We start from the raw sequence: 22727 nt of genomic DNA, 5'->3' as shown, positions 1-22727 counted from the left end.
CGGCGTCGCGGGGCTGGGCACGCACACCCGCGGCGTTGTCGTCGGTCAACAACTCCCCCATAGCCCGAAAGGCATGGGAGGGGCCCCCTTCGCGTTGCCTCCCTCCTCCGCCTTGCAGCTGCACGCACCCAGCCCCGCTCCTTCTCCCACCCCCCATTTGCAGGTCGGTCTAAAGCCCCCTGCCACAGCGGCTTCGCCGCATACGTGGCGCGGAAGTAGTCCGCCAGCCTCAACTTCGACGCGGCAGCCTCGTCCACCACCACCGTCGCATGCGGATGCAACTGCAGCGCCGACGCGGGCACGATCGAGGCCACCGGCCCTTCCACCGTCTGCGCCACGGCGTCCGCCTTGCCCTCGCCGGTGGCGAGCAGGATCGGGTGGCGGGACTCCAGGATGGTGCCGATGCCCTGGGTGATCACGTGGTGCGGCACCTGCGAGATGTCGTTGTCGAAGAAGCGCGCGTTGTCGACCCGGGTCTGCTCGGTGAGCGTCTTGATCCGGGTACGGGAGGCGAGCGAGGAGCACGGTTCGTTGAAGCCGATGTGCCCGTCGGTGCCGATGCCGAGGAGCTGCAGGTCCACCCCGCCGGCCTCCGTGAGCGCCTTGTCGTATGCCTGGCAGGCGGCCAGGACGTCCTCGGCGGAGCCGTCGGGGCCCATGAAGGACGACTCGGACAGGCCGAGCGGTTCGACGACCTCGCGCAGCACCACGGAGCGGTAGGACTCGGGGTGGCCCGCCGGCAGCCCGACGTACTCGTCGAGCTGGCAGATGCGGGCGCGGGAGGCATCCACGGCGCCGGAGCGGACCTTGGCCGCCAGCGCCTGGTAGATGGGCAGCGGGGTAGAGCCGGTGGCAACGCCGAGAAGGGCGTCGGGCTTGCGGCTCAGCAGGGCGCCGATGGCTTCCGCGATGAGTTCGCCGCCTGCCTTGGCGTCCGGGACGATGACAACTTCCACGCGGGGCCTGCCGATCTGAAGAGTTGAATCATGTGGTATAGACCAATCAGGGTCCAATCTAGCAGAAGCCGGATGGAGACCAGCTGCATCCCGGCTCTCTCCTGCTCCGGCGCCGATCCGCCGCGCGGCCCGCGCGCCGTGGCCGACAACACCTTCCCGGTGATCGCGGTCGTCACGGACGGCCGGGGCGGCCAAGCCCTCCAGCCCGTCCTGAACCGGCTGCGCGGCCGTGGCGCGGACCTGTTCGTGGTCGGCCCGAAGGCCCAGGTGGAGGTGGCGTCAGCGGGTTTCGTGCCGCCGGCGGCGGGGGTTGCCGAAGAGGTACGGCCGATCCTGGAGATCCTGCCGCCGCGGATGCCGGCGTACGAGGTGGTGATCGCCCGCGGTCAGGATCCGGACGCGTCGCGCACCGGTCGAGGTCACCGAGACCCGCTGATCACGGGCCGGGTACGGGCGACGGCCGGAGAACACCCGCGGGCCGCGGCGCCGGGACGGGACCCTCAGCCCGTCCGGCACCGCAGCCCTGAGTTGCTCGGCCGGCGGTGTGCGGTGCCCCCGGCCGGGGAGAGGTGCCTGCGCAGTCAGGGCAGAGAGCGCGGGTACCTCGATCCACCCTCCTGTGCGGGGAGAGCGGAAGCTCTGTCTTGAGCATTGTGGACTAGACCATTCGCCCATGTCCATCCGTCGGACGGCCGCAATTTTCCGGGCCCCCGCCCTTACACGTACGGCCGGGTCGTTCGGTTCGGAACCATTGCCCATCCGCGGGTACGCTCGCACACGTGCCCTCCATGAACGACCTCGTCCGCCAGCACACAGCCCTCAGTGACACCGACCTGGAGTGGCTGCATCTGCTGGTCTCGGAGTGGCAGCTGCTCTCCGATCTGTCCTTCGCCGACCTCGTGCTGTGGGTTCCCACCCGCGACGGCACCCGCTATGTGTCCGTGGCCCAGATGCGGCCCAACACCGGCCCCACCTCCTACCAGGACGACATGGTCGGCCACCTGGTGCCGCGCGGCCGCCGCCCGATGCTCGACGCCGCGCTGGACGAGGGCCGGATCGTGCGCGAGGGCGACCCGGAGTGGCGCGAGGAGGTGCCGGTACGGGTCGAGTCGATCCCCGTACGCCGTGAGGGCCGGGTTCTCGGGGTCATCGCCCGCAACACCAACCTCCTGACCGTCCGTACACCGTCCCGGCTGGAGCTCACCTACCTCCAGTCGGCCTCCGACCTGGCCCAGATGATCGCCGCCGGCTCCTTCCCGTTCCCCGGCCAGCAGGTCGACATGGACGCATCGCCGCGCGTCGGCGACGGGCTGATCAGGCTCGACGCCGACGGGGTCGTCCAGTACGCCAGCCCCAACGGTCTCTCCGCCTACCACCGCCTCGGCCTCGCCTCCGACCTGGTCGGCCAGCACCTGGGCGGGATCACCGCCGAACTCGCCCCCTCCCGCGGCCCGGTTGACGAGGCCCTGGTCAAACTCGCCAGCGGATACGCGCCCCGTGAGTTCGAGGTCGAGTGCGCGGGCGGGGTGATCCAGCTCCGGGCGATCCCGCTCAAGCCCAAGGGGGTCAGGATCGGCTCCCTGGTCCTCCTCCGGGACGTCACGGAACTGCGCCGCCGCGAGCGGGAGTTGATCACCAAGGACGCCACCATCCGGGAGATCCACCACCGGGTGAAGAACAACCTCCAGACCGTCGCTGCCCTGTTGCGGCTCCAGGCCCGCCGGATGGACTCCGCCCAGGGCCGAGAGGCGCTCAACGAGGCGGTACGGCGCGTCGGTTCGATCGCCATCGTCCATGAGACGCTGTCCCAGAATCTGGACGAGCGCGTGGAGTTCGACGAGATCGCCGACCGGGTCATCGCGATGGTCGCCGAGATCTCCCCGGGCAAGGTCACCTGTCGCCGTACGGGACGCTTCGGCATTCTCGACGCCGAAGTGGCCACACCGCTGGCGATGGTACTCACCGAGGTCCTGCAGAACGCCCTGGAGCACGCCTTCACCCTCGCCGAGTCCGGCACGGTGGAAGTGTCGGCGGTACGCGGCGGTAGCTCCGCCGGGACGCGGTTGCTGATCACGATCCAGGACGACGGCTGCGGACTGCCCGAGGGATTCGACCCGCAGCGCGCCGGCAACCTGGGGTTGCAGATCGTGAGGACGCTGGTGGAGGGCGAGTTGAGCGGCACCTTCGGCATGGTCCCGGCCCCGGACCGCGGCACCCAGGTCGTTCTCGACATCCCGGTCCGCGCCCAGAAGTAGCCCCGGCGGCCGGCAAGGTACGAACACAGCAGTGAGCCCGGACCGTTGATCACGGTCCGGGCTCACTGTTCATGCATGCGCTTCGGGGGTACTGCGCGCTGCGACTCGGGGGGCGGGGTTGTGCGTACGCTCTGTACGCGCCGCCTGGCTGAGGCTCGTAGCGGTGGCGTCGGATCAGGCGCTGGCGTTACGCGCCCGGTTGCGAGCGGCACGGCGCTTCATCGCGCGGCGCTCGTCCTCGCTGAGGCCACCCCAGACGCCGGAGTCCTGGCCGGACTCGAGCGCCCACTGCAGGCACTGCTCCATGACGGGGCAGCGACGGCAGACGGCCTTGGCTTCCTCGATCTGCAGCAGCGCAGGACCGGTGTTGCCGATGGGGAAGAACAGCTCGGGGTCTTCCTCACGACAAACGGCGTTGTGACGCCAGTCCATGGCTGCTACCTCTCCTTGGTATTACATACTGGTGCTTGTGAATGTGAACGCTTTCACGAATCCCCCCGCAGGTGACGGGCCGACGCCCAGATGAACTGGTTGTGGTCCTGTGAAGTGAGGAGGGGTTCTGGCTCTCAGTGGAGGCCGTTGTTGCGGGCCGTCCCGATCGCCATGTAGAGATTCGCAAACCTCGGCTGCGGATACAACCCCTTCTGGAAACTTTTTTTTGATTCCTCGGTGTCGACTAGGTCACAGCCGTACTTCTATGGGGTGGAGCCCAGCCCAAACGTTCGAGTTAAAGGACTTTGGTCCCTTCCACTCACACAATCACACGCAGTGCACGGCGTACGCCTGTGAACGTCACACTGGTACGCACTCCCAGGTGGTCGCCGTCCATCTGGAAGGGCAGCGGCACCTTTGAATGCAAGGTGAAGTCTGTGAGGTCATGCAGTGAAACGGCGTGCTTGCCGGACGGACCCTTCTCCGGGGTCGAAGTGAGCAGCTGGGTGCCGTAGCGGGCGACCGCCGAGGTGGAGAGCCGCTTCAGCCCGAGCACGTCCAGGCCGGTGTCGAAGGTGGCCTTCGGGGACGCGTACATGGGGCGATTCCCCAGGTACGTCCACGGAGCCGTGTTGGAAATTATGGACAGCGCGAGGTCGGTGACCGGTTCCTGTCCGGGCGTCTCCAGTGTCATCACCCCGTGCCGCCGGTGCGGCTCCTCCAGGAATTGCCGGATCACCTGGCGTACATACAGCGCATGCGTCGAGCGCTTGCCGCGTTCGCGTTGCTGTTCGACCCGGCCGACCACGCCCGCGTCGAATCCGAGCCCGGCGCAGAAAGTGAACCAGCGCTCCGGAACCGACTCGTCCTCGGTGCCCGGCGTGCCGGCCGCCAGCCCGAGACCGACCGTGCGTTCGGTGCGGTTGGCGAGTGCGTCCAGGATCGCGCCGGTCGCCTCCACCGCATCGTTGGGCAGCCCCAGGGCACGCGCGAAAACATTGGTGGAGCCACCGGGAACGACCGCGAGACTCGGCAGGTTGTCCAGGTCGGGGCCATTGTGGAGCAGGCCGTTGACGACCTCGTTGACCGTGCCGTCGCCGCCCAGGGCGACCACCAGGTCGATCTCTCCGGAGTCCGCGGCCTGCCGCCCCAGGTCCCGGGCGTGGCCCCGGTACTCCGTGGTCACGGCCTCCAGCTTCATCTCGCTGGCCAGCGCGTGGATGAGCACATCACGCGTCCGCGCACTGGTGGTGGTAGCAGCTGGATTGACCACAAGGAGTGCGCGCATGACGGCCAGACTACCTACCGCGTGGTATCGCTCTGAAGTCCTGCCCCATGACCTTCACGCTCGGTGACGGTCCGGGTGCTGCGGGGCGGGCCGGTCGTCCGTTCCCGTACCGATTCCGACCCCGGCTTCGCTTTCGCGGCGCCGGGATGCCAACCTGCAAGGGTGAGTACTCAGCAGAACACGCCCGCCTCGTCGCCCTCGCCGAGGCTCGAACCGGCGAAGCCGAGCAGGATCACTCTCGTTGCCGGACTCACCGCCCTGGAAGGGGCGGCGCTGGCCATCGGCGGGATCTACATGCTGGTCATGGGTCTGCTCGGACGCCCCGAGAGCCCGCAGCAGGCGGAGATGGGCGGTCTGACGCTGATCGCGCTCGCCCTGATCCCGCTGTTCGCCGCCCGTGGACTGCTGCGGCGGCGCAGCTGGAGCCGCGGCCCCGCGCTCATCACGCAGATCATCGGGCTTCCGGTGGCCTGGACGCTGCTGAGGTCGCACGGCGTACTGATCCCGGCCGGGATCGTCCTCGCCGCAATGACCCTGACGGCGCTCTACCAGCTGGTCAGGCCGACGACCGTCGAGGCACTCGGCATCCGCCGGCCGGGCACCACGCCGGACGCCTGAGCCGGACGCCCGGTGTCCGGGCGAGGCGGCCCCGGATGCCGGCGATTCCCCGGCGCGGGTGCTGCACGTACGAGCCGACCGCCGGTCGCCGCTGCCCGGCACGGGCGCGGCCGTTTCCGCCGGCCCCCGCGCCCGAACCGGCCCTTCGCGCTACTCCTCGACGAGCAGCCGCTCGCGCAGCTGCGCCAGTGTGCGGGCCAGCAGCCGCGAGACGTGCATCTGCGAGATGCCCACCTCCTGCGCGATCTGCGACTGGGTCATGTTGCCGAAGAAGCGCAGCAGCAGAATCCGCTTCTCGCGCGGCGGCAGGTCCTCCAGCAGAGGCTTGAGCGACTCCCGGTACTCGACGCCCTCCAGCGCCTCGTCCTCGGAACCCAGCGTGTCCGCGACCGCCGGGGACTCGTCATCCGTGTCCGGCACGTCCAGCGAGAGCGTGCTGTACGCATTGGCCGATTCCAGGCCCTCCAGGACCTCTTCCTCGGAGATGCCCAGCCGCTCCGCCAGTTCGTGCACCGTCGGCGAGCGGCCGTGCTGCTGGGAGAGTTCGGCAGTGGCCGTGGTGAGCGAGAGCCGCAGCTCCTGGAGCCGGCGCGGCACCCGGACCGCCCAGCCCTTGTCACGGAAGTGGCGCTTGATCTCGCCGACGACCGTGGGGGTCGCGTACGTCGAGAACTCGACGCCGCGGTCCGGGTCGAACCGGTCCACCGACTTGATCAGGCCGATCGTGGCGACCTGGGTCAGATCGTCCAGAGGCTCGCCGCGATTGCGGAACCGGCGGGCCAGATGCTCCACGAGCGGCAGATGCATCCGCACCAGCTGATTGCGCAGCTCCGCCTTCTCGGCCGACCCGTCGGGGAGCTTGCGCAGTTCGATGAACAGCGCCCGTGCCCCGCTGCGGTCGTGTGGATCGTGGTGCCCGTGCTCGCTCATCTGGCCTGCCTGCTCCGCCTGCGACTGCTCCACCGCGGCCGTACGGCCCGCAGGCCCGTCCGCCCCGTCCACCGGATGGGGCAGGGCCTGCTGTTCCGGGATGCCTGCTGCGCGCACCACCCCTGGTCGGATCGTCTCGTCCCGCACAGGACCGTCCCCGTTCCCGTTGCTCACGCCGGCCCGGGTCCCGCGCCGCGCTGTTTGTAGAGGCTGATGCTGACAGTACGGTCGTCGGCGACCGAGGACTCGACCTTTCCGGCCAGCGCGGAGAGCACCGTCCATGCGAAGGTGTCTCGCTCCGGCGCCCGGCCGTCCGTCGTCGGGGCCGACACGGTCACCTCGAGAGAATCCTCGATGAGCCGGAAGACACAGCTGAGGACGGAGCCCGGCACGGCCTGCTGAAGCAGGATCGCGCAGGCCTCGTCGACCGCGATGCGAAGATCCTCGATCTCGTCGAGAGTGAAGTCCAAGCGCGCTGCGAGACCGGCCGTTGCCGTACGCAGCACCGACAGGTAGGCACCCGCAGCGGGCAGCCGGACCTCTACGAAGTCCTGATTCCCGGGCTCGCCTGCGATCTGGGACACCCTCACCTCCAAGGTGGCACAAACTCTTTCGAGGATCCGGGAAGGGTGCCCCGGAGCCATGCGGTACGTCTTCGGTTCTGGTCCGGCGACGCTATCGCGATCCATGATGCCGTGTCGCCGGACCCCCAGCCCATGACTGTCACTCATGGTAAGCCCATGAGTACACACAGTGGGTAGAGGTCTGCGGCGGTCAATTACGAACAACCGGCGCCGGTTTGACGTACCCAGGCGTCAGACGATCGAACCGTCCTCGAAGCACCAGCGCCAGCTTTCGCCCGTCTCGAAGCTCCGCATCACCGGATGACCGGTCTCCTTGAAGTGCGCGGTGGCGTGCTGCAGCGGCGACGAATCGCAGCAGCCGACATGACCGCAGAGCAGACAGAGCCGTAGCTGCACCGGGTGGGTGCCCGCCTCGAGGCACCCGAGGCAGGTCTCGCTGCGCGGGACCGGCTCGGGGCGCGGCAGTTCGGACACGTGCGCGCAATCACTCATGATTGTCAGGTTACGACGGATGCGAGGACCGTGAGATGGACGCATTGCCGCTGGTGGCATTGGTCGCGGCCAGTGCGGCCGTGGCGGGGGCCGCCCGCCGCACCCCGGTGCCGGCCCCCCTGCTGCTGGTCACGGTGGGGCTGATCGCCTCGTACCTGCCCGGGGTGCCGACGTACACCCTGGACGCGCACATCGTGCTGCCGCTGCTGCTTCCGCCCCTGCTCTATACGGCGGCCGTCGACAGCTCGTACCTCGACCTGCGGGCCAATCTCCGGCCGGTCGCGCTGCTCTCCGTCGGTTACGTCCTGTTCGCGACCGTCGCGGTCGGCTGGCTGGCGTACCGCCTCGTGCCGGACCTGCCACTCACCGCCGCGCTGGTGCTCGGCGCGGTCGTCGCCCCGCCGGACGCCGTCACGGCCGCCGCGATCGCCCGCCGGGTCGGGCTGCCCGGCCGGGTCACGACGATCCTGCAGGGCGAGTCCCTGGTGAACGACGCCACCGCGATCACCGCCTACAAGGTGGCCCTCGCCGCCGCCGTCGGCGAGGGCATGAGCTGGGGTGCCGGGATCGGCGAATTCCTCCTCGCCGCGGTCGGCGGCATCGTGGTCGGCCTGGCGCTGATGGTGCCGCTGCACTGGCTCCGTACGCACCTCAAGGAAGCTCTGCTGCAGAACACGCTGTCGCTGCTGATCCCCTTCGTGGCGTACGCGGCGGCCGAACGCGTACACGCCTCCGGAGTGCTCGCCGTGGTCGTCGTCGCGCTCTATCTGGGCCACCGCTCCTGGCAGGTCGACTTCGCGACCCGGCTCCAGGAGGCGGCCGTCTGGAAGATGGTCGCGTTCATCCTGGAGTCCGCGGTCTTCGCGCTGATCGGGCTCCAGCTGCCCTTCGTGCTGAAGGGGCTCGGCACCTACGCAGTGGCGGATGCCCTCCGGTACGCGGTGGTCGTGTTCCTTGCCGTCGTCGTGGTCCGCTTCCTCTGGGTCTACCCGGCGACGTATCTGCCCAGGTGGCTGTCGAAACGGATCAGGGAGCGCGAGACCGAGACCACCTGGACGGGGACGCTGATCGTCGGCTGGGCCGGGATGCGGGGGGTCGTCTCGCTCGCCATCGCCTTCTCCATCCCCCTGCTCACGACCGGTGGGCAGGCATTCCCGGCCCGCAATCTGGTGCTGTTCCTGACCTTCACCACCGTCATCGGCACCCTCGTCGTCCAGGGGCTCAGCCTGCCGCTGCTGGTGCGCGTCCTGAAGCTTCCGGGGCGCGATGCGACGGCGGAGACCCTGGCCGAGGCGCAGGCGCAGAGCGAGGCGTCCACGGCCGCCGAGACGCGCCTGGAGGAGTTGCTCACCGACCGGCGCAACTCTCTGCCGGGACCACTCACCGACCGGCTGCGCACCGTCCTGGAGCGCCGCCGCAACGCGGTGTGGGAGCGGCTGGGTGCGGCCAATCCGGTGACCGGGGAGTCGGCGGACGACACGTACCGGCGCCTGGCCAGGGAAATGATCGAAGCCGAGCGCGAGGTCTTCGTGCGGCTGCGGGACGAACGGCAGATCGACGACGAGATGCTCCGCACGCTGCTCAGACGGCTCGACCTGGAGGAGGCGGCGGCCTACCGGGAGGAGTCGGAAGCGCCCTGAGAGGGTGCTGAGGGCCCGTCCGGCGGGATGCGCCTACGGCCGGCCCGTGACGACGGCCGCGACCGTGGTTCCCGGGGGGAACGCGCCCTCCTCGGTCATCGCGGTGAGTGCGTACAGCAGCTTGGCGACATAGAGGTGCTCGACGGGCAGCCCGTGCCGCTGCTCGAAGTCGTCCGCGAAGGCGTGCAGCTGCGGGGTCGTACGGGCGTAGCCGCCGAAGTGGAAGCGCTCGTCCAGGGACCACGACCCGGCGGGCCCGCCGAACGCCTCCTGCTGCAGTTCCCGCACCGCGTCGCCGAGGAAACCGCCGCGCAGCACCGGGATGCCGAGGGCGCGCTGCCCCGGTGCGAGGCCGGCGGCCAGTCCGGCGAGGGTGCCGCCGGTGCCGCAGGCGACCGCGACCACATCGGCCCGGCCGTGAAGCTCGCGGCCCAGCTCCGTACAGCCCTGTGCGGCCAGGGCGTTGCTGCCGCCTTCCGGGATGACACAGCACTCCCCGAAGGCGCTCAGCAGTCCCGCCAGGACCTCTGGATCGGCCTTCGCGCGGTACGTCGTACGGTCCACGAAATGCAGGGTCATCCCGTCGGCGGCGCAGCGGGCGAGCGAGGGGTTGAGGGGACGGCCGGCCAGTTCGTCACCGCGTACGACTCCGATGGTGGGGAAGCCGAGCAGCCGTCCGGCGGCGGCGGTGGCCCGCAGATGGTTGGAGTACGCGCCGCCGAAGGTCAGCACGGTGCGCCCGGCGGCGGCCCGCAGGTTGGGGGAGAGTTTGCGCCATTTGTTGCCCGGGAGATCGGGGTGGATCAGATCGTCGCGTTTGAGCAGCAGCCGTACGCCGTGGCGTGCGAAGCGCACGTCCTCGGCCGGTTGCAGGGGCGAGGGGAGCACCGGCTGCAGGCGCGAGAGGTCGAGTGCTTCGGGGGGCATGCCGCAATTGTCGCCGCGCCATGCCCTGGCATGCCGTGCCGGGTGGGTGCGGGTCGCTTCGGGCGGTTGTGGATCCGGTGCCGCATGGAGTCCGTCGAGAAGCCGTGGGGATCGATCCTGCCGGGCTGCCACTCCTTGTGGCCGATCACCGAGCGGGACGTCCAGCTGTGGTGACGGCAGACCGCGGCGTCGGCTTCCCGATCGCTTCGAGCTGTTCGTCGGGCCAGGGGTTCTCACTGTCGCCGAGGTTCTCCCACCCGAAGCCGTAGAAGTGTTTGTTCCGGTCGGTGTCGGCCTCGTTGTCGGACGGGAGGCGCTTCTCGGCGACGACGGCGCGCAGTACGTCGTCGTCGCCGAGTCCGGCGTGGTCGGCGCGGCCGTGGCCGACCGGGTGCGGACCGGTTGTCCGGGCCGCGTGCGAGCCGATCCGGTCAATTCTGCTCGCCGTGGGCCGGGTTCAGTCCTGGGCGAGCCACAGGTCGGGGCCGAACACCTCGTAGTGGATGTCCGCCGCCGGGACGCCCTTGGCCAGCAACTGGGTGCGTACGGCGCGCATGAAGGGCAGGGGGCCGCAGAGGTAGGCATGGGTGCCGGGGGCGATCGCGAGGCCGCTCAGGTCGACCCGGCCGGTGCGGTCGGCGGGGTGGCCGGGTTCCGGGTTCTCGTACCAGAAGTGGGCGATCGCGTCGGGGAGTTTGCCGGTGAGCATCGCGTGGTCGGTGCGCAGCGCGTGGTCGGCGGGGGAGCGGTCGCCGTGCACGACGGTGACCGGGGCGCGGTGTCCGGTCGCCGCGAGGTGTTCCAGCATCGACAGCATCGGGGTGCAGCCGATGCCCGCGGAGGCGAGCAGGAGCGGGGCGTCGGCGGAGTCGAGTACGAGATCGCCGTACGGGGCGGAGACGCGCAGCCGGTCGCCCGACCCGATCTCGGCGTGCAGATGACGGGAGACCTCGCCGTCGGGCGAGCCGCCGCCGTGCACCCGCTTGACGGTGATCGAGCGGAGCGGGGAGCCGGGGGCGCTGGAGAGACTGTACTGGCGGATCTGGCGGGCCCCGTCGGGGAGTTCCACCTGTACGGAGACGTACTGGCCGGGGCGGAAGGCGGGGGCGGGTGCGCCGTCTGCCGGGCGGAGCTGGAAGGTGGCGACATCCGCCGTCTCCTCGATCCGGGTGGTCACCTCCCATTCGCGCCACACGTCACCGGCGACGACGCCCTGCTGTGCGTACAGCCGCTCCTCGATCGAGATCAGGGCGCCCGCCATCAGCCAGTAGACCTCGTCCCAGGCGGCGGCGACCTCCGGGGTGACCGCGTCGCCGAGCACCTCGGCGATGGCGGCGAACAGATGGGTGTGCACGACGTCGTACTGCGCGGCGGTGACGCCGAGCGAGGCGTGCTTGTGCGCGATCCGGCTGAGCATCACGTCGGGGCGGGTGTCCGGGTGCTCGACCAGCTGGGTCGCGAAGGCGGCGATGGAGCCCGCGAGAGCCTGGCGCTGGGCGCCGGACGCCTGGTTGCCACGGTTGAAGAGGTCACGCAGCAGCTCGGGGTGGGCGTCGAAGAGCTTGCGGTAGAAGAGATCGGCGATGTCTCCGATGGCCGCTCCCACGGCGGGGAGGGTGGCACGGACGGTGGCGGTCGACGTCTCGGAGAGCATCGGTGACTCCTGGATTCTTGAATTGGTATGTGAGATGCGTATTTTTGGGCAGTGTGAAACCGGGCGATGGCGCCCGTGGTGCGGTGTGCGGTGGCTCAGTCGGTGGCCGGGCGGCCGCGGCTGATGCCGATGAGCAGCGGCCCGGTGGGGGAGGTGACGAGTTCGGCGACGGTGATCGGATCGAGTGAGGCGTAGAAGGCGTCCTCCGCCCGGCGCAGGGCGCCGCGCAGCCGGCAGGCCGAGCGCAGGGGGCAGGGGGTGGCGCCCTCGCACTCGACGACGTCGCCGGGGCCCTCCAGCTCCCGGACGAGTCCGCCGATCGAGGCGGCCCGGCCCGCTCCGGTGAGGCTGAGCCCGCCGCCGCGGCCCCGGCGCGCCTCGATGAGGCCGAGGTGCTGGAGCTTGGCTACGACCTTCGCGGTGTGGGTGTACGGCACCTGCATGGTCGCCGCCACCTCCCGGGTGGTCGGCGGGTCCTCGTTCTCCACGACGGCGAGGCGCATCAGTACGCGCAGCGCCACGTCGGTGAATCTCGTCAGCCGCATGACGGACACGGTAGATAATTTGCATCAGGGATGCAAATTAATGGGACCCGTGGACATTGCTGAGCGTCGTGCCCAGCCCAAAGCCCGAATAGTCACACTCTTTTGTGTAATGGCGTACCGACTCTCCGTGCTGAAAGGCTTCTTCGTGCAGGTCAGCCGATGATCGAGAGGACGTCAGATGTCCGTTGGTGAAGAGGTTCAGAACGCGCCGGTGCCGCCGCAGCAGAGTCTGGGCACGGCAGCGGCGCGGAACCTCGCGACGACCACCAAGTCCGCTCCGCAGATGCAGGAGATCACCTCACGGTGGTTGCTGAAGATGCTGCCATGGGTGCAGGTACAAGGTGGCACCTACCGGGTGAACCGCAGGCTGAGCTACTCGGTCGGGGACGGCCGGGTGACCTTCGTGCAGACCGGTGACCGGGTCACGGTCATCCCCGCCGAGCTCGGGGAACTGCCCGCCCTGCGGGAGTTCGGCGACGAGGAGGTGCTCGGAGAGCTGGCCCGGCGGTGCGAGCAACGTGAAATCGCCGCCGGCCAGGTGCTGGCCGGCGCCGGGGACGCGGCGGACCGTGTCTTCCTGCTGGCGCACGGCAAGGTCGAGAAGGTCGGCACCGGCCCGTACGGGGACGAGACGGTGCTCGGGGTCCACGCCGACGGGGCCTACTTCGGCGACCGCGCCCTGATCGACGGCGACGCCGTCTGGGAGTACACGGCCCGTGCCGTCACCGCCTGCACGGTGCTGACACTGAGGCGGGCCGATGTGCTGAATCTTGCCGAGCGCGCGGATTCGCTCCGCACCCATCTCGCCGGACTGCTCAGCATTCCGCAGCAGCGCACCAACAAGTACGGCGAGGCGGAGATCGATCTCTCCGCCGGCCATGTCGGCGAAGCCGTCGTCCCGCACACGTACGTGGACTATGAATCGGCGCCGCGTGAGTACGAACTGAGCGTTGCCCAGACCGTGCTGAAGGTCCACAGCCGGGTCGCCGACCTCTACAACCAGCCGATGAACCAGACCGAGCAGCAGTTGCGGCTCACGGTCGAGGCGCTGCGCGAGCGCCAGGAGCACGAGCTGATCAACAACCGTGAGTTCGGTCTGCTCAACAACTGCGACTACGGGCAGCGCCTCCAGCCGCACGACGGGGTGCCCAGCCCCGACGACATGGACGAACTGCTCTCGCGCCGCCGCGGCTCGAAGCTCTTCCTCGCGCATCCGCGGGCCATCGCCGCATTCGGCCGTGAATGCAACAAGCGCGGTCTGGTGCCGGAGAGTGTGGACGTCGGCGGACACCGTGTGCCGGCCTGGCGGGGCGTGCCGATCTTCCCGTCCAACAAGATCCCGGTCACCGACGCCCGGACCACGTCGATCATCTGCATGAGGACGGGTGAGGCCGAGCAGGGCGTCATCGGACTTCAGCAGACCGGCATCCCCGACGAGATCGAGCCCAGCCTGTCGGTCCGTTTCATGGGCATCGACGAGCAGGCGATCATCTCCTACCTGGTGACGGCCTACTACTCCGCGGCCATCCTCGTACCGGACGCCCTCGGCGTACTGGAAAACGTCGAGGTCAGCCGCTGGCGGTAGCCCATCGGGGGCCCGGACGGCGATGTCCGGGCCCCCGTCAACCACCGCCACCGGGCAGCCGTGCCCGGGGCGATCTCGGGAGGACGCCCCAATGAAGACCCACCACGCACCCCAACCACCCAAACCCCGGGCCCCGGGTGACAACGACCCGGCCGCCCTCGCAACGCAGGGCCATGAGGCCACAGCCCTCCTGGAACAGACCCGCACCCTCGTCGATCCCCAACTGCACGCCGCCGTCGACTCCTTGCCCGGATCGATCCGTCGCGTAGCGATGTACCACTTCGGCTGGCAGCAGGCCGACGGCACCCCGTCGTCGGGGCGGGCAGGCAAGGCGATCAGGCCCGCGCTCGTCCTCGCCGCCGCCCGGGCGCTGGGCGGCGACCCGCAACGGGCGGTACGGGCAGCCGTCGCCGTGGAACTGGCCCACAACTTCACCCTGCTGCACGACGACGTCATCGACGAGGACCGGACCCGTCGGCACCGTCCCACGGCCTGGGCGGTCTTCGGTATTCCGGACGCGGTCATCGCCGGTGACGCCATGCTCGCCCTCGCCCAGCGGCTGCTTGCCGAGGACACCGGCCCGGCCTCGGCCCGCGCCTCGGCGAGGCTCTCGACCTGTGTCATCGAGCTGTGCGCGGGCCAGCAGGCCGACTGCGCCTTCGAGGAACGCGGTCCGGACGAAGTCTCGCTGGACGAGTGCCTGACCATGGCCACCGCCAAGACGGGAGCCCTGCTCGGCTGCGCCTGCGCCCTGGGTGCGCTGTACGCCGGCGCGGGAGAGCGGGCGGTCGGCGCGATGGACGGATTCGGCCGGGAGGCGGGCCTCGCCTTCCAGCTCATCGACGATCTGATCGGCATCTGGGGTGATCCGGCGCAGACCGGAAAGCCGGTCGGGGCGGATCTCGTAGCCCATAAGAAGTCCCTGCCCGTGGTCGCCGCGCTGACCTCCGGCACGCCCGCGGCGGCCGAACTGGCCGCGCTCTACCGGGGATCGGTGAACACGCCCGATGAGGTGAGCCGCGCCGCCGATGCCGTCGACCGGGCCGGCGGCCGGGAGTGGGCGCAGATCTGCGCGGCCGACCGGATGGCGCGCGCGGTCCACCACCTCTCCCGGGCGGTTCCCGACCTGTCCCCGGCGGGCGATCTCCTGACCCTGGCGGAGTTCGTCACCCGCCGGACGCACTGAGCACGGAAAGGAGGGAGCGGCAGGCGGAGCGGGATCGGAGGGGGCGCGGAGAAAGGGGCGGAGAGCCGGGAGCGGTGAAGGGGGCGGAGGAAGGAGAGCGGAGCAAGGTGCCGAGGTCACAAGGCCCATGAGACGAAAAGGAGGGCGACCGGGCGACTGTCATGGGCACGGGCTACAGTCCGTGCCCATGACAGATGAGTCATGGGCAGGGTGGTACCGGGACCGACAGGGTTCCGATGCCGTCATCCTCACCACCGACGGACAGCAACTCCGCCTCCGGGCCAGGGGCATCGACTTCGAGGGCGAAAGCTTCGACGGCCTCACCCCGGTGGCCGGCACACCACCGGCCGACGGCCTGTTCGCTCTGGTGGACGGCGCGTTGGGCGACTGTGTCCTGGAATGGGACCTGCCGCTCCCGGTTCTCTGGGACGAATCCGTACATCAGGCCACGCTCAGCTGCCTGTTGTCGCTGCGCCGCCCCGATCCGTATCTCTACCTGGAGCTGCAGTTCGGCGGGGCGGCCTACCGGTCCCATCGTGCGGAGAGCGACTTCGCGTCCGCCCTCGCCACGATCCAGCGCGCCCTGCCGCCCGGCGTGCGCCTGCAGACCTGTATCGCCTGCGCCTTCTCGGACTACTTCCCGTCCCCCGGCCGCGGCCTTTCCGGCGGCCTCGCATGCTTCCGGGGCGCCAAGGATGCCTACCGCGGGGCGGCCGGTGAGGGCGATGTCCTGGATCTGTGGGACCGGCGGACCGGATTCGTCCAGGAGATCTGGAGCTGCCGCGAGTACGAGTCCCGCCCGGATCAGGGCGCCGGCACCGGGCACCGGGGTGCGTTCCCGCTGGAGCTGGCCTGATCTTCTCTGCCTGACCGGTTGCTGCCGCCCTCCCGCTGCTCGTCGGACTGTTCCTGACCGCGACGAGGGCGGTCCGTACCTCTTCCCGCCATCCCCGACGGCATGCCATCCCCACGGCATGCCGTCAAAGCTTTGCCCCACCTCCATTGTTCTACTAGCATGCAAACAATGGAGGTTTTCATGAAGCGTAAGAATCTGGGCCGGGCCACTCTCGTCGCCCTGCCGTTCCTGCTCGCGCTCGCCACCGATCTGGTGCTGCTCGGCGTCTTCCGCGACCGACTTCCCGGGCAACTGGCCAGTCACTTCCGGGCCGATGGCCGGTCGGACGGCTATGCGGGGCAGGTGTGGCACGCCATGGCCGGCGTTCTGCTGTTCGCCGTGACCGGCGCTCTGTGGGCTCTCACGGTGGTGCGGGGGAAGTTCTACGGGTGGGCCTATCGATGGCTGGTCGCCGGTGGGTATGCCTTCGCCGGATTCCTCGGCTGGGTGATGACAGCCGTGCTGCTCGCCAACGTGGATGCCGGTGAGAATGCGCAAGGGGAGGCGCAAGGTGTGTCGTTCCCGATGTGGCAGCTCGCCGTCGCCCTGGGGGTCGCCGTGCTCGCCGGAGGGCTGGGGATGGCGCTGGCCGCGCTCGGTCCCGTACCGAAGCAGCCGACCGCGACCGGGCAGGCCGGGGACGGTGCGCGGATCGCGCTCGCCGACGGGGAGGTCGCCGGATGGGCGCGCAGCGCCGGGAGCTGGTGGCTGCCGCTGATCGCGCTCGGGCTCGTGGCCGGCGGGGTGGTGCTGCTCTTCGTCTCGGGCTGGGCGGCGGCGATTCCGCTACTGCTCCTCGGTGTGCTGCTGGCCGCCTTCGCCCGGCCGTACGTGGTGGTGGACCGGCGCGGCATCACCATCTCGGGAATGCTGCCCTGGCCGCGCCTCAGAGTGCCGCTCGACCGGATCGAGGCCGCGACCAGCAGGGACATCAACCCCCTTGCGGAGTACGGGGGCTGGGGCTATCGCATCCGTCCAGGCCGGAGCGGCCTCATGATCCGCTCCGGTGAGGGAATCGTGGCCACACTGGCCGGCGGCCGGGACTTCGCGGTGACCGTCGACGATTCGGCGACCGGCGCCGCGCTCCTCAACACCCTCATCGACCAGCGCCGAGCGGAGCACTGACCATGCTCTTCCGGGTCGATCCCACCTCCACCGTGCCGCTCGGTGATCAGATCGCGGCGTCCGTGCGCCGCGCCGTCGCCGAGGGGGCGGTGGTGCCGGGCGAGCGTCTGCCCGCCGCCCGGGTGCTCGCCGATTCCCTGGGGGTCAATGTCCATACGGTGCTGCGGGGTTATCAGCAGCTCCGGGAGGAGGGGCTGATCGAACTGCGCCGGGGGCGCGGTGCGGTCATCACCGGCGGCGCATCCCCGCACCGGGCCCGGCTGCTGGAGCGCGTACGCGAGGTGGCCGCGGACGCACGCGAGCTGGGGATGACGGAGGACGAGCTGCTGGCCCTGGTCCGTACCGCACTCGACAACCCGTAGGTCAGCGCAGGCCGTCCCAGCCCCAGCGTGGCGTCGGGCCGGGATCGCCGAGGTCCGCGCCGACCGGGGACGCCGACACGTCGCGGGCGACGCCCGTGCCCCAGTCGAAGTACTCCAGGACCCGGCGGCGCAGCAGCGCGTCGTCCGGGAGCTCCTTCTCGACGGCGTCCGTCATCAGCTCCATCCAGCGCAGCCGCTGCTGCTCGGTGATGGACAGCCCGAGGTGGACGCGCAACAGGGCCTGGTGGCCGCCGTGTTGCGCGGTGAAGTCGGCGGGGCCGTCGAATATCTCGGCCAGCCAGACGGCGACATGCTCGATATGGGTCGGGGTGAAATCCGCGAAGACGGGTGCGAGCAGCGGATCCGCCAGCACGTTGTCGTAGAAGGTGATGCTCAGCCGGCGCAGTGCGTCCATGCCGCCGACGGCCTCGTACAGGGAATCGGGACGCTCGCTCACGCTCGTACCTCCATGGGGGACGGCCCGCCTGTGGCGGCCGTTTCCAGCATCCCCCGGAACGAGCGGCACGCCCGGCCCGTTCGCTGCGGGCGGATCAAGTGGGGGCGAGCATTCACCTGTCCGTCGGACGCCCAAGGGGCCACCCCGTCCTACGAGGTGGCCCCCGGTGCCGCTGAGCGGCCGGACAGCGGTCAGGAGCCGCTGCGGGCGAGTGCGGCCGCGAAGCCGTTCTGCCACAGGTAGTTCACCCTGCTGCGCTCGTTCGCGTTGGGATAGGGATTCGTGCAGGACGTGCCGGGGCCGCCACCCGACATCAGCTCGCTGCACGGACCGGAGTAGTGATCCGGCAGGCCGAGCACATGACCGGTCTCGTGCGCGGTGACGCGGGTCGAGTTGTACTGCTGGTTCTGCGCGTAGTCGAGGAAGATGTAGCCGTTGCCGTGCCCGTCGGTGCTGGCGTACGAGCCGCTCGGGTCGTTGCCCTCGTAGTAGGCGAAGTCGGCGTTCGAGCCTTCCTGCAGCCGGACGTTGGAGACCGAGCCGTTCCAGATCTGCGCGCTGTTGGCTATCTGGGTGCGGAAGCTCGGCGCGTTGGCGGTGCTGTAGACGATGGTGACCGCCTGGGCGCCGGGGTTCGCCGCCCGCTTCTTGGCGACGGACTTGGCGACTGCCTCGAAGAACGCCTTGTTCGCGGCGGCGCTCTCGTGCGACCCGGAGCCGGAGGTGTAGCCCGCGTGGGCCTCCGAGGCGGCGGCGGGGGGTGCGGCGGATGCGGGAGAGGAGGCGATGGCGGGTGCGGTGCCCAGCGCGGCCGCGAGTCCGAAGCCGAGGCCGATCACGGCCGACATGACGGTCCTGGGGTGTCTCATGGGGGGTCTCCTACCGATTACCTGTCCGATGAACCCGTCCGGTCATCGGACTCGGACGGGTGCGGTACGCACAGAGTGTCGGGGAGCGGAAGCCGTGGCGGATGATGTCAACCGGCGATAGCACCGGCCTATCGCCACCCCCGGTGCCGTTGTCGACGTCTCCGTCAACTCCCGGTGAATTAACGGACTTTGATGGGATTGGGGCGTCTGGTGCGACCGTGGCGCGCCGCCCTACGCTCGACCGTATGGAGCTTGAGGTGAGACACCTCAGGGCGCTGTGCGCCATCGCCGACACGGGCAGCCTGCACCGCGCGGCCCGCAGGCTGGGCGTGAGCCAGCCCTCCCTGACCACCCAGTTGCGGCGGATCGAGAACACTCTGGGCGCCGAGTTGTTCAGCCGCGAGCGGACCGGCTGCCGGCCGACGTTGCTCGGCCGCGCCGTCCTCAGCCGGGCACGCCCCCTGGTCGACGGAATGACCGCCCTGGTCAGCGAGGCGAAGGCGGAGGCCGACGCGGTCCGCGCCTCGGGCCCGCGGCTGCGCATCGGCTGCACCGCGAGCCGGGTCATCGGCGGCTGGCTGCGCAGGCTGCGGCTCCGGCTGCCCGGCACGGACATCTCGCTGCGGGTCGACGTATCGGCCAGTGCCCTGCTGCATACGGTCGATGCGGGCGGCCTCGATGTCGCCTTCGTGCACGAGGTCGAGGGCTTTCCGCTGGCCATCCCGGAGGGCCTGGAGCAGCGCGTACTGCTGGACCGCGAGCCGCAGTTCATCTCCATGGCACGGGACCATCCGGCCGCGGCCCGGTCCGTGGTCGACCTCGAGGACCTGGCCGCCGACCGGTGGATGGTCGACCCCACGGTGGACGGCGAATGGGACGGTCTGCGCAGGGTGTTCGGTGAGGCGGGTCTCGCGCCGACCGTCCTGCACGGTGACTACCTCACCGCCGCGTCCCTCGTCGTGCTCGGCGAGGCGGTCGCACCCTGCCAGCCCACCTCCGGGCCGCGCGACGACATGGCGATCCGTCCGCTGCGCGACGATCCCCTGGCCGTACGGCTGCTGCTGGTGTCCCGGCCGGGCGCCGACATGGCGACCGTGTACGGGGAGCTGGAGGCGGCCTACCGGGAGGCGGCCCAGCGGGCGGCCGGGTACCACCAGTGGCTGCTGCGCAACCACAGCCCGCTCGCCCGCACACAGTGAGGGACCGCTGTGCGATTCCGCCGAGAGCGAGGACCTGTTCCGACCCGGCCGTCCGGCGGGCAGAGTCGGTCCCATGAGGCTTCTGATGCTGGGCGGTACGGAATTCGTCGGTCGCGCCGTCACCGAGGCGGCGCTCGCGCGCGGCTGGGAGGTCACGGTGTTCCACCGCGGCCGTCACGCACCCCCGCAGGGCGTGACGGAACTCCTCGGGGACCGCACCACCGACGACGGCCTCGCCGCGCTGGCCGCGGCCGACGGCCGCCACGGGGGAACGCCCGACTGGGACCTGGTCGTTGACACCTGGAGCGGCGCCCCCTCGGCCGTACGGGACGCGGCCCGTCTGCTGGCCGACCGGGCCGCCCGGTACGCGTACGTTTCCAGCCGTTCCGTGTACGACTACCCGGCCCCGGCCGGTCTGTCCGAGGACGGCCCGCTGGTGGCCGGTGCCTCGCCCGACGCCGGTGGGGACGTCTCGTACCCCCTTGCCAAACGCGGCGGTGAACTGGCCGCACTCGGCGCCTTCGGGGACCGGGCCCTGCTGGCCCGCGCGGGACTGATCCTGGGCCCCTGGGAGAATGTGGGCAGACTGCCCTGGTGGCTGCTGCGGATCGCCCGCGGCGGGCCCGTACTGGCCCCGGGGACACCGGACCTGATGCTCCAGTACATCGACGCCCGCGACCTCGCCGATTGGCTCCTGGACGCGGGGCACGGTGGTCTGCACGGGCCGTACAACCTGGTCAGCCGCCCCGGCCACGCCACCATGGGGCAACTGCTGGATGCCTGTGCACGCGCCACCGGCTCGGACGCGGAACTCCGCTGGACACCCGCGCGGACCATCCTCGCGGCAGGTGTGGAGCCCTGGAGCGATCTGCCCGTCTGGCTGCCGCCGGGCGAGCTGTACGACACCATGCACCGGGGCGACGTCAGCAAGGCGTACGCGGCGGGTCTGCGTTGCCGGCCCGTCGACGAGACGGTCGCCGATACCTGGAAGTGGCTGGTCGAACTGGACGGCGTGGCCCCGCAACGGCCGGACCGGCCCGCGGTCGGTCTGGACCCGCGGGTGGAGGCCGAACTGCTGGCGGATCCGGCCTGACGCGCGCTCGCGAGCATGGTGTGCCCCGGTGCGGCCCTACGTATCGGGGCACCCGGGTGCATCGGAAACCGGCCGGCCCACCCCGACATCCGGAGACGGAATCACCCGCCCCGGCCCCTACGGGGAACGGCCCCCGCACCGAAGGCCGCCCCCACCCACTCCCGGCCGCACAAGTCCGATCACAACCGGCCGGACCACGCCGGCCACGGCGGCTCGCGCTCGAACACGGGTTCCCGCGGCGGTGAATGGATTCCCGGCGGCATCGCGGCAGTTCTGCTCGTTCCCGGATCGGCGGCCACGCTGATGGCCCGCAGGGCGCGTCGACGCGGCTAGCTTTGGCCCATGGCCGAACTGCTGCTGCACCTCACCGAAGGGCCCTTGTGGGAGGCGGCCCGCGGGATCGGGACGTACGAGATGTCCACCCGCGGCCGCACCCTGCACGAAGAGGGCTTCATCCACTGCTCGCTGCCGCACCAGCTCGCAGGCGTGGCCGAGATGCTGTACGGCGCCGGGAGCCGGGCCGGGGCCGGCGACCAGGATCTGGTGGTCCTCGTCATCGATCCCGCCCGTCTCCCCGCACCCGTACGGTACGAGTCCGTCGCGCCCGGCGGCGAGGAATTCCCGCACATCTACGGACCCGTCCCGGTGGACGCGGTCGTGGAGGTGCGCCCCTGGCCGCGAAAGGAGGGCGACCCCGCATGAACCCCCGACCCCCCACGGACCCAGGCGCCCCCATCGTCGCCGTCACCGGCGCGAGCGGTGCGGTCGGCGGCCGTGTCGCACAGCGTCTGGTGCGCGCCGGTGTGCCCGTGCGGCTCCTTGGTCGCGACCCGTCCCGGCTGCCGGAGCTGCCCGGCGCCGTCGCCGCACCGCCGGCCCCCTACGGTGACGGGGAGGCCATGCGCCGCGCCCTCGCCGGGGCACACACGCTGTTCCTCGTCTCGGCGCACGAGAGCCCCGACCGGGTGCGCCAGCACACGACGGCCGTGGACGCGGCGGTCGCCGTGGGCGTCGAACGCATCGTGTACATCTCGTTCCTCGGCGCCGCGCCGGACGCCACGTTCACCTTCGCCCGGGACCACTGGCACACCGAGGCGCACATCCGGGCCGCCGATGTCCGTTACACCTTCCTGCGCGACAGCCTGTACCTCGCCGGGCTCCCGGCGATGACCGGAGCCGACGGGGTGCTGCGCGGTCCCGGCGGCGACGGCCGGGTGTCGGCGGTGGCGCACGAGGACATCGCGGACGCCGCGACCGCCGTGCTGCCGGCCGGTACCGAGAGCACCGACACCCGGCACGACGGGCTCACGTACGACCTCACGGGTCCCGAGGCGTTCACTCTCGCCGAAGCGGCCGAGGAAATGGGCCGGGTCACCGGCCGGACCATCACCTACGTACCGGAGACCCGCGAGGAGGCCTATGCCTCACGGGCGCAGTACGGTGCCGAGGACTGGGAGGTGGCGGGCTGGGTGACGTCGTACGAGGCCATCGCCACCGGCGAGATGTCCACGGTCTCGGACGCCGTACCGAACCTCACCGGGCATCCGGCGATGAGTCTGGCCACCTATCTGAGGGAGCACCCGGACAGCTATCGGCATCTGCTGAGAACGGACTGATCCCATGGCGGGCGACACC

At 70.5% G+C, this 22727-nt stretch carries 22 protein-coding genes and 3 pseudogenes; 13 read left to right on the top strand and 12 right to left on the bottom strand.

Annotated elements, in window-relative coordinates; all coding sequences use genetic code 11:
• Positions 1–176: 176 nt before the first annotated feature.
• A pseudogene (gene nagB, locus GA0115254_RS36635) lies at positions 177–956 on the bottom strand (glucosamine-6-phosphate deaminase); the annotation flags it as partial.
• Between the two features lie 69 nt (positions 957–1025).
• Here nagB and GA0115254_RS36630 point away from each other — a divergent pair.
• Positions 1026–1392 (top strand): annotated as a pseudogene (locus tag GA0115254_RS36630) (glucosamine-6-phosphate deaminase); the annotation flags it as partial.
• 352 nt (positions 1393–1744) lie between these two features.
• A complete protein-coding gene (locus GA0115254_RS36625; protein ID WP_093899582.1) occupies positions 1745–3211 on the top strand; it encodes a PAS domain-containing sensor histidine kinase in 1467 nt (488 codons plus the stop codon).
• A gap of 174 nt (positions 3212–3385) precedes the next feature.
• On the opposite strand, the gene GA0115254_RS36620 is transcribed toward GA0115254_RS36625, so the two are convergent.
• Both GA0115254_RS36620 and GA0115254_RS36615 read right to left on the bottom strand, forming a co-directional pair.
• Positions 3386–3643 (bottom strand): WhiB family transcriptional regulator, encoded by a 258-nt coding sequence (locus GA0115254_RS36620; protein WP_003953983.1) that lies wholly within the window; start codon positions 3641–3643, stop codon positions 3386–3388.
• A 319-nt stretch (positions 3644–3962) separates the two neighbouring features.
• The gene (locus GA0115254_RS36615) at positions 3963–4931 is read right to left on the bottom strand and encodes a diacylglycerol/lipid kinase family protein (protein ID WP_093899581.1); all 969 of its coding nucleotides are present in this window, start codon (positions 4929–4931) and stop codon (positions 3963–3965) included.
• 162 nt (positions 4932–5093) lie between these two features.
• Here GA0115254_RS36615 and GA0115254_RS36610 point away from each other — a divergent pair, with 162 nt between their 5' ends.
• The gene (locus GA0115254_RS36610) at positions 5094–5549 is read left to right on the top strand and encodes a hypothetical protein (protein WP_176740435.1); all 456 of its coding nucleotides are present in this window, start codon (positions 5094–5096) and stop codon (positions 5547–5549) included.
• Between the two features lie 150 nt (positions 5550–5699).
• On the opposite strand, the gene GA0115254_RS36605 is transcribed toward GA0115254_RS36610, so the two are convergent.
• The 3 genes from GA0115254_RS36605 to GA0115254_RS36595 form a co-directional block, all read right to left on the bottom strand.
• Positions 5700–6653 (bottom strand): RNA polymerase sigma factor SigF, encoded by a 954-nt coding sequence (locus GA0115254_RS36605; protein WP_370741003.1) that lies wholly within the window; start codon positions 6651–6653, stop codon positions 5700–5702.
• Positions 6650–7063 (bottom strand): ATP-binding protein, encoded by a 414-nt coding sequence (locus tag GA0115254_RS36600; RefSeq protein ID WP_093899579.1) that lies wholly within the window; start codon positions 7061–7063, stop codon positions 6650–6652. Before GA0115254_RS36600 ends, GA0115254_RS36605 begins: the two co-directional genes overlap by 4 nt.
• Before the next feature lie 231 nt (positions 7064–7294).
• Positions 7295–7555, bottom strand: coding sequence for a UBP-type zinc finger domain-containing protein (locus GA0115254_RS36595; protein WP_093899578.1), 261 nt, complete (start codon positions 7553–7555; stop codon positions 7295–7297).
• A gap of 35 nt (positions 7556–7590) precedes the next feature.
• On the opposite strand from GA0115254_RS36595, the gene GA0115254_RS36590 reads away from it, so the two are divergent.
• The gene (locus GA0115254_RS36590; protein ID WP_093899577.1) at positions 7591–9195 is read left to right on the top strand and encodes a Na+/H+ antiporter; all 1605 of its coding nucleotides are present in this window, start codon (positions 7591–7593) and stop codon (positions 9193–9195) included.
• Positions 9196–9228: 33 nt separating this feature from the next.
• Here the strand turns inward: GA0115254_RS36590 and GA0115254_RS36585 are convergent, their stop codons facing one another.
• The 4 genes and pseudogenes from GA0115254_RS36585 to GA0115254_RS36570 form a co-directional block, all read right to left on the bottom strand.
• A complete protein-coding gene (locus GA0115254_RS36585; protein WP_093899576.1) occupies positions 9229–10122 on the bottom strand; it encodes a 1-aminocyclopropane-1-carboxylate deaminase/D-cysteine desulfhydrase in 894 nt (297 codons plus the stop codon).
• 56 nt (positions 10123–10178) lie between these two features.
• Positions 10179–10516: pseudogene (locus GA0115254_RS48015) on the bottom strand (N-acetylmuramoyl-L-alanine amidase); the annotation flags it as partial.
• Between the two features lie 63 nt (positions 10517–10579).
• Positions 10580–11776 carry a globin domain-containing protein gene (locus GA0115254_RS36575; protein ID WP_093899575.1) on the bottom strand — a complete coding sequence of 399 codons (1197 nt, stop codon included), beginning with the start codon at positions 11774–11776 and terminating at the stop codon, positions 10580–10582.
• A gap of 95 nt (positions 11777–11871) precedes the next feature.
• Positions 11872–12321, bottom strand: coding sequence for an RrF2 family transcriptional regulator (locus GA0115254_RS36570; protein WP_093899574.1), 450 nt, complete (start codon positions 12319–12321; stop codon positions 11872–11874).
• Positions 12322–12499: 178 nt separating this feature from the next.
• On the opposite strand from GA0115254_RS36570, the gene GA0115254_RS36565 reads away from it, so the two are divergent.
• The 5 genes from GA0115254_RS36565 (at position 12500) to GA0115254_RS36545 (ending at position 17474) form a co-directional block, all read left to right on the top strand.
• Positions 12500–13906 carry a family 2B encapsulin nanocompartment shell protein gene (locus tag GA0115254_RS36565; RefSeq protein ID WP_093899573.1) on the top strand — a complete coding sequence of 469 codons (1407 nt, stop codon included), beginning with the start codon at positions 12500–12502 and terminating at the stop codon, positions 13904–13906.
• A 91-nt stretch (positions 13907–13997) separates the two neighbouring features.
• The gene (locus GA0115254_RS36560; RefSeq protein WP_093899572.1) at positions 13998–15092 is read left to right on the top strand and encodes a family 2 encapsulin nanocompartment cargo protein polyprenyl transferase; all 1095 of its coding nucleotides are present in this window, start codon (positions 13998–14000) and stop codon (positions 15090–15092) included.
• 187 nt (positions 15093–15279) lie between these two features.
• Positions 15280–15948, top strand: a complete 669-nt coding sequence (locus GA0115254_RS36555; RefSeq protein ID WP_093899571.1) for a DUF6304 family protein — start codon at positions 15280–15282, stop codon at positions 15946–15948.
• 180 nt (positions 15949–16128) lie between these two features.
• Positions 16129–17112, top strand: coding sequence for an SdpI family protein (locus GA0115254_RS36550; protein WP_093899570.1), 984 nt, complete (start codon positions 16129–16131; stop codon positions 17110–17112).
• A gap of 2 nt (positions 17113–17114) precedes the next feature.
• Positions 17115–17474 carry a GntR family transcriptional regulator gene (locus tag GA0115254_RS36545; RefSeq protein ID WP_093899569.1) on the top strand — a complete coding sequence of 120 codons (360 nt, stop codon included), beginning with the start codon at positions 17115–17117 and terminating at the stop codon, positions 17472–17474.
• A 1-nt stretch (position 17475) separates the two neighbouring features.
• Here the strand turns inward: GA0115254_RS36545 and GA0115254_RS36540 are convergent, their stop codons facing one another.
• Both GA0115254_RS36540 and snpA read right to left on the bottom strand, forming a co-directional pair.
• A complete protein-coding gene (locus GA0115254_RS36540) occupies positions 17476–17931 on the bottom strand; it encodes a group II truncated hemoglobin (protein WP_093899568.1) in 456 nt (151 codons plus the stop codon).
• A 191-nt stretch (positions 17932–18122) separates the two neighbouring features.
• Entirely contained in the window at positions 18123–18800 is a 678-nt protein-coding gene (snpA, locus tag GA0115254_RS36535; protein WP_256102962.1) for a snapalysin, read from the bottom strand.
• A 245-nt stretch (positions 18801–19045) separates the two neighbouring features.
• Between snpA and GA0115254_RS36530 the strand changes: the two genes are divergently transcribed.
• The 4 genes from GA0115254_RS36530 to GA0115254_RS36515 all read left to right on the top strand — a co-directional run bounded on the left by GA0115254_RS36530 (position 19046) and on the right by GA0115254_RS36515 (position 22708).
• Complete coding sequence (locus tag GA0115254_RS36530; RefSeq protein WP_093899566.1) at positions 19046–19999, top strand: LysR family transcriptional regulator; 954 nt, start codon at positions 19046–19048, stop codon at positions 19997–19999.
• Between the two features lie 85 nt (positions 20000–20084).
• Positions 20085–21092 (top strand): NAD-dependent epimerase/dehydratase family protein, encoded by a 1008-nt coding sequence (locus GA0115254_RS36525; protein WP_093899565.1) that lies wholly within the window; start codon positions 20085–20087, stop codon positions 21090–21092.
• A gap of 342 nt (positions 21093–21434) precedes the next feature.
• Entirely contained in the window at positions 21435–21794 is a 360-nt protein-coding gene (locus GA0115254_RS36520) for a DUF952 domain-containing protein (RefSeq protein ID WP_093899564.1), read from the top strand.
• Positions 21791–22708: an NAD(P)H-binding protein gene (locus GA0115254_RS36515; protein ID WP_093899563.1), complete on the top strand. Its 918-nt coding sequence runs from the start codon at positions 21791–21793 to the stop codon at positions 22706–22708. Before GA0115254_RS36520 ends, GA0115254_RS36515 begins: the two co-directional genes overlap by 4 nt.
• The last annotated feature ends 19 nt before the right edge of the window (positions 22709–22727 follow it).

Origin of the sequence: Streptomyces sp. Ncost-T10-10d (assembly GCF_900091955.1) — a bacterium.
Classification (GTDB): Bacteria; Actinomycetota; Actinomycetes; order Streptomycetales; family Streptomycetaceae; genus Streptomyces.
This window is presented reverse-complemented; position numbering and strand designations above follow the sequence as displayed.